The organism is Pseudomonas sp. ADAK13 (assembly GCF_012935715.1).
In the GTDB taxonomy this organism is placed as follows: Bacteria; Pseudomonadota; Gammaproteobacteria; order Pseudomonadales; family Pseudomonadaceae; genus Aquipseudomonas.
On the sequence record NZ_CP052860.1, the window covers coordinates 6926852 to 6933122 of the forward strand.

At 61.4% G+C, this 6271-nt stretch carries 5 protein-coding genes; 2 read left to right on the plus strand and 3 right to left on the minus strand.

The features are described 5' to 3' along the window. Nucleotides 1-38: 38 nt before the first annotated feature. Nucleotides 39-509, minus strand: coding sequence for an Lrp/AsnC family transcriptional regulator (locus HKK54_RS32075; RefSeq protein ID WP_169389073.1), 471 nt, complete (start codon nucleotides 507-509; stop codon nucleotides 39-41). Between the two features lie 124 nt (nucleotides 510-633). Here HKK54_RS32075 and HKK54_RS32080 point away from each other — a divergent pair, with 124 nt between their 5' ends. Further along, nucleotides 634-1878, plus strand: coding sequence for a methionine gamma-lyase (locus tag HKK54_RS32080; protein WP_010167187.1), 1245 nt, complete (start codon nucleotides 634-636; stop codon nucleotides 1876-1878). Nucleotides 1879-2063: 185 nt separating this feature from the next. Next, nucleotides 2064-2765, plus strand: a complete 702-nt coding sequence (locus tag HKK54_RS32085; RefSeq protein WP_169389074.1) for a helix-turn-helix transcriptional regulator — start codon at nucleotides 2064-2066, stop codon at nucleotides 2763-2765. A gap of 63 nt (nucleotides 2766-2828) precedes the next feature. On the opposite strand, the gene HKK54_RS32090 is transcribed toward HKK54_RS32085, so the two are convergent. Then, on the minus strand, nucleotides 2829-4787 hold the full coding sequence (locus HKK54_RS32090) for a MacB family efflux pump subunit (protein WP_169389075.1): 1959 nt from the start codon (nucleotides 4785-4787) through the stop codon (nucleotides 2829-2831). A gap of 3 nt (nucleotides 4788-4790) precedes the next feature. Next, complete coding sequence (gene macA, locus HKK54_RS32095; RefSeq protein WP_169389076.1) at nucleotides 4791-5942, minus strand: macrolide transporter subunit MacA; 1152 nt, start codon at nucleotides 5940-5942, stop codon at nucleotides 4791-4793. Between the last annotated feature and the right edge of the window lie 329 nt (nucleotides 5943-6271).

The following is a 6271-nucleotide window of genomic DNA, read 5'->3' on the forward strand; positions in this document are numbered from 1 at the left end:
CATATCAGCCGTTACCGCAGAAATGGATATGTACACCCTCACTCCGGTAAAGGAATCACCCGCAACGGCCTCACCGACTTATAAGAAAAACTCGAATAAATCTCCTTAACACACGGCAAGCTCTGCAACACCTCCCGCGCAAACTCCCCAAACGACTCCAGATCCTTCGCCACCACTTCCAGCAAAAAATCATACCGCCCGGAAACGTTATGGCACGCCACAACCTCGGGAATCTCCAGCAACCGCTGCTCAAACGCCCGGGCAACCTCGCGGGTGTGCGTGTCCATCATGATGCTGACAAACGCCGTCACCCCATACCCCAGCGCCTTGGGCGACAGGATCGCCTGATAACCGCCGATCACCCCGCTGTCTTCAAGGTTCTTCACCCGCCGCCAACACGGCGAAGTGGTCAGCGACACCCGCTCCGCCAACTCCGCCACGGTCAACCGCGCATTGCCCTGCAAAGCGTTTAAAAGCGCCTTGTCAGTCCGATCCAGATGAACAGGCATATCTTGCCTCAAAACGTCATTTTTATTGTTTTTCATCCCAATCTACCGGGTTTTCCCGGCAAACTATGGAACGTTCGGCCGCAGTTATAAGCATAGCATTGTAGGAAATAAGGAGCGTCCGACCATGAAAAATAAACACAATACGTTCGGCTTTTCCACACGTGCCATCCACCACGGCTACGACCCCCAGGACCACCACGGCGCCCTCGTGCCGCCGATTTACCTGTCGGCAACCTTCGCCTTCCCCACTGCCGAATACGGCGCCGCCTGCTTTGCCGGTGAAGAGAGCGGGCACTTCTACACCCGCATCTCCAACCCCACCCTGGCCCTGCTGGAAGCGCGCATGGCCACCCTGGAAAACGGCGAAGCGGCCGTAGCCTTCAGCTCCGGCATGGGCGCGATTGCCGCGACGTTCTGGACCCTGCTGCGCCCCGGTGACGAGATCATCGTCAGCCAGACGCTTTACGGCTGCACCTTCGCCCTGCTGCACCACGGCATCGGCGAATTCGGCATCAAGGTGCGCCACGTCGACCTCACCGACCCGAACGCCCTGCGTGAGGCCATCAACCCGGCCACCCGGATGATTTACTTCGAAACCCCGGCCAACCCCAACCTGCAACTGGTGGACATCGCCGCCGTCGCCGAGATCGCCCACCAGCAACCCGGCATCACCGTGGTGGTGGACAACACCTACTGCACGCCCTACCTGCAGCGCCCGCTGGAAATGGGCGCCGACGTGGTGGTGCACTCGGCCACCAAATACCTCAGCGGCCATGGCGACATCACCGCCGGGATCGCGGTCAGCAGCCAGGCCCTGGCCCAGCGCATTCGCCTGCAAGGGCTCAAGGACCTGACCGGCGCGGTGATGTCGCCCCAGGACGCCGCCCTGCTGATGCGCGGCCTCAAGACCCTGGCCCTGCGCATGGACCGCCATTGCAGCAATGCCCTGGCCATCGCCGAAGCCTTGCAGGCCCATCCCCTGGTGGAATGGGTGACCTACCCCGGCCTGCGTTCCTTCCCGCAGTACGAATTGGCCGCGCGGCAGATGAAGCAGTCCGGCGGCATGATCGCGTTTGAACTCAAGGGCGGCATCGACATGGGTCGACGCTTCATGAACGCCCTGAAGCTGTTTACCCGGGCGGTAAGCCTCGGGGACGCCGAGTCACTGGCCCAGCACCCGGCCAGCATGACCCACTCCACCTATACCCCGGAACAACGCGCCCACCACGGGATTTCCGAAGGGCTGGTGCGGCTTTCCGCCGGCCTGGAAGATGTCGCTGACTTGCTGGCCGACGTTGCCCAGGCACTGAACGCCTGCGCCGTGAAGCCCAAATCCCGGGCGGTGCAACAAAACGTTCATCACGCTTGAAGTAAATTCACCAGCAGGCGCGACGTTTATCAATAGCCCGGCCTGAAAAGGTCGGGCTTTTCCCGTTGCGCCCTGCACCGCAAAAAATTTGATCCATTCATTGGCCCGTTTGCGACAGCCTGTACTAGCATACGAGGCGGCAGTCATGGATATCACTGCCCTGTACGCCGCCCTCCTTGAAACTCATGGATGAAATGATGAACTCACACCTGTTCCCTCACATTGGCAAAGTCATCGCCAGCACCGGCAGCCGGCATTTCCCGCGCATGCTGCACGACCTGATCCTCACCCAGCTGGCGGTCGACGCCACGCACATCACCCAGATGCCCGTGAGTTCAAAGGCACACGCTCCGCGCAAGGCCGGCAGTGCCCGTGTACAGGGCATCAGCCCGGTGTACACCGACCCGGTGCTCGAACTGGACGAGGCCCAGGCCGCCGCACAACTGCACCTGACCCGGCGCAAGGATGACGTCAGCTACGTGCTGTCGGTGTATCGCGCCAACCCGTCACAGAGTTTTTCCCAGCAGGAACGGATCATCCTGCAAGACTTCTCCTCCCTGCTGCTGCCCATGGTTGAAAAGCACATCAGTGCCCTGCAACCCACTGGCCCGGACAGCGAAGCACCGCAGCAACAAGGCATCGACACCTTGCGCCGGCGCTTTGAAGAACGCCTTGCGCAATCGGGCCTGGCCCTTTCCAGCCGCGAGCTTGAGGTATGCGTAGGGTTGCTGGCCGGGCGTACCGCACCGGAACTGGCGGAGCAACTGGCATTGAAGGTCAACACCATCGAGAGCTACCTCAAGCGGGCGGCGATCAAGATGGGCATCAGCGGCCGGCATTCGTTGATGCGGTGGATGTATTCCGCAGAAGAAAACACAGCTCTCTAGAACACCGAGGAACAAATGTGGGAGCGGGCTTGCTCGCTCCCACATTTTGATCCTCTATTCAGCTTAATCCCGCGCCAGGGCCTCGATTGGATCCAGCCGCGCCGCATTCCTCGCCGGCACAAATCCGAACACAATCCCGATCAACGTCGAGCACGCAAACGCGGTGACCACCGAGCCCAGGGAAAACACCATTTCCCACTCTTTCACAAACAACGAAAACAGATAGCCAATGGCGAATGACAGCGAGATGCCGATCATCCCGCCAATCAGGCAGACCATCACCGCTTCCACCAGAAACTGCTGGCGAATGTCCGATTGCCGTGCGCCCACCGCCATGCGAATCCCGATCTCGCGGGTGCGCTCGGTCACCGACACCAGCATGATGTTCATCACCCCGATGCCGCCCACCAGCAATGAAATCACCGCAATCAACGACAGCAGCAACGCCAGGGAACGGCTGGTTTTCTGCACCGTCTGCATGATGCTGTCGAGGTTGTTGGTGAAGAAATCCTTGGTGCCGTGTCGCTGCAACATCAGCTTGGTGACGTTCTCTTCCACCACCTTGCTGGGCTGGCCGTCCTTGATGCGCACGGTGATGCTGTCCAGATGGCGCTGGCCCAACAGCCGCCCCGCTGCCGTCTCATAAGGCACCCACACGTTCAGCGCCTTGCTGGCGGCGAACATGTTTTTGTTGTCCGCCGTCACCCCGATCACCGTGCACGGCAGGCTGCCCACCAGGATCACCTGGCCCAGCGGATCCACGCCGGGACCGAACAGCCGATGGCGCGTGTTGTGGTCAATCACCACCACCTGGGCCTGGCGCCGGGCGTCGCTTTCACTGAAGGTAATCCCGGCTTCGAGCTTCAGGCCCTTGACCTGGAAATAGCGGTCGCTGACGCCGTTGACCTGGGCGTCCAGGTCGATGTTGCCGTAGCGCAGCAACAGGTTGCGCCCCACCACCGGCGTGGCGCTGTCGACGTAATACAGCTGGTTCAGCGCGTCCACATCCGACGGCAACAGCGTCTCGATGGCCGAGGCACGGCTGTCACCGAAACTCTTGCCGGGAAAGATATCGATGGTGTTGCTACCGATGGCCTGGATGTCCTTGAGCACGTAGCGCTTGGCGCCTTCGCCGATGGCCGAGATCGACACCACCGACGTGATGCCGATGACAATACCGAGCATGGTCAACAAGGTGCGCATGCGATGGGAAATCAGCGCGACCCAGGCCATGTTGAAGGCCTCCTTGAACAGCCCGAGGCTCGCCACCAACTTGCGCGCACCGCTGCGCTTGGGTTCGATGGGCGTCTCGGTGGGCAGGTCCAGGCCGACACTGTCATTGGCGCGGTCACTGACAATCTCCCCATCGCGCACCTCAATGATTCGCTGGGCATTGGCCGCCACTTTCGGGTCGTGGGTGACGATGATCACCGTGTGCCCGGCGGCGTGCAGCTCGGCCAGGATGCGCATCACTTCCTTGCCGCTGTGGGTATCGAGGGCGCCGGTGGGTTCGTCGGCGAGGATCACCTCCCCGCCGTTCATCAAGGCCCGGGCGATACTCACCCGCTGTTGCTGGCCGCCGGACAGCTGGCTCGGGCGATGGGTCAGATGCCCCGACAAGCCCAACCGCGCCAGCAATTCTCCCGCGCGGCTATGCCTGGCCGTTTCCGGCGTACCGGCATAAATCGCCGGCATCTCAACGTTGTGCAACGCGCTCAGATGCGCCAGCAAGTGGTAACGCTGAAAGATAAAACCGAAGTAGTCGCGGCGCAGCTCCGCCAGTTGCTCATCACCCAGGGTGCGGGTTTCGATGCCATTGATCTTGTAGCTGCCGGCCGTGGCGTAGTCGAGGCCACCGAGGATGTTCATCAGGGTGGATTTACCCGAACCCGAGGCCCCGGTGATCGCGACCATTTCCCCGGCATGGATGGTCAGGTCAATACCCTTGAGGGCAATGAATTCGCGGTCACCGGCCATGAAACTGCGGACGATGCCTTTAAGTTCCAACAGTGGCTGAGTCATCAATCAGCCCCCCGCCACGGCGGGCGACGGGTCGCCGATCACCACCTTGTCGCCTTCGGCCAGGCCATCGAGGATCTGCACCTTGACGTTGTTGTTGATGCCGGTCTGCACCTGCCGCGTGTTGGCCTTGCCCTTGGCGTCCACCACCCGCACCGGGAAACTGCCGTCGGCATTACGCGGGCCGAGTGCGGCCACCGGCACCGTCAGCGCCGCCTTGGCGGTGTCGAGCACGATGCGCACCTGGGCGGTCATGGCGATGCGCAGGCGGTGGTCGGGGTTGGGTACGTCGAACAGTGCGTTATAGAACACGGCAGTGTTTTGCTTAGGCGTGCCGGCGGTCTGGGTTTCGAGGAAGTTTTGCGGGGCCGGTTCGGTGCCGCGCAGTTTGGCGTAGTAGCGCTTGTCGGCCTCGCCGAGGATGGTGAAGTACACCTGTTGGCCGGGGCTGATGTGGATCACGTCGGCCTCGGAGACCTGGGCCTTGACGGTCATGGTGTCCAGGTCGGCGAGCTTGAGCAGCACCGGCGCCAGTTGGCTGGCGATCACGGTCTGGCCTTCCTGGGTGACGATGCCCACCACATCGCCGTCGATGGGCGCGACGATGCGGGTGTAGGCCAGGTTGATCTTGGCGGTGTCGATCTGGATATGGGCGCTTTTGATCTGGGCGTCGAGGGACAGCAGGTTGGCGCGCTGCACTTCATAGTTGGACTCGGCGGTCTCGAAGTCCTGGCGGGAGACGGATTCGTCCTCTTGCAGGCCCTGATAGCGTTCGTAGACGGATTTGGTTTCCTTGAGTTGAGCGGCGGTGGCGCGGCGTTGGGCCTGGAGGTTTTCTTCATCGACCTCGGCTTTGCGCAGGGTGTTTTGCAGGATCAACGGGTCGATTTCGGCGAGCCATTGGCCCTTCTTGACCTTGTCGCCGACCTTGACCTTCAGGGACTTGAGCTGGCCGGAGACCTGGGCGCCGACGTCGACCTGTTTGACGCCTTCCAGCAGGCCGGTGGCCAGGACCGCGTTTTCGATGTCACTGCGTTCGGCGGTCGCGGTCAGGTATTGCGGCGCGTCTGCGGGGGCCTGCACGGTGTAGATGATCAGGCCCGCTGCGACGGTCAACACCAGGGCCAATCCTGCTTTTCGATACTTTGACTTTTCCATAAATGACCATGAGAGGTGTTGAAGTTGTCCGGCTTTTGGCTCGGGGTACATATCCGTTTTTTTGGTAACGGCTGATATGGGTTCCGCTCTTACAGCGGGTCACTTTTGAAAAGCGCAAAAGTAACCAAAACGCTCTTGCCCCACCACTCGGCACCTCGCTCAGGCTCGGTGTGCCCTCACTCCGGCATTACTCCGCGGGCCGCCGCGACGGGGCGTCCCTGCCCCGTCGCGGCTAAACCGGCGTCCTGCCGGTTTACCCGCTCCGTACTACCTGCGTTCGGCCAGCGTGGTTTAACGGGGCGCCTAAGATCAAGATCAAAAGCAGATCA

What these genes read in the sequence shown, in the direction of transcription:
- macA (WP_169389076.1), bottom strand. Translation starts at nt 5,942, where the DNA reads ATGGAAAAGTCAAAGTATCGAAAAGCAGGATTGGCCCTGGTGTTGACC.
- HKK54_RS32075 (WP_169389073.1), bottom strand. Translation starts at nt 509, where the DNA reads ATGCCTGTTCATCTGGATCGGACTGACAAGGCGCTTTTAAACGCTTTG.
- HKK54_RS32080 (WP_010167187.1), top strand. Translation starts at nt 634, where the DNA reads ATGAAAAATAAACACAATACGTTCGGCTTTTCCACACGTGCCATCCAC.
- HKK54_RS32090 (WP_169389075.1), bottom strand. Translation starts at nt 4,787, where the DNA reads ATGACTCAGCCACTGTTGGAACTTAAAGGCATCGTCCGCAGTTTCATG.
- HKK54_RS32085 (WP_169389074.1), top strand. Translation starts at nt 2,064, where the DNA reads ATGGATGAAATGATGAACTCACACCTGTTCCCTCACATTGGCAAAGTC.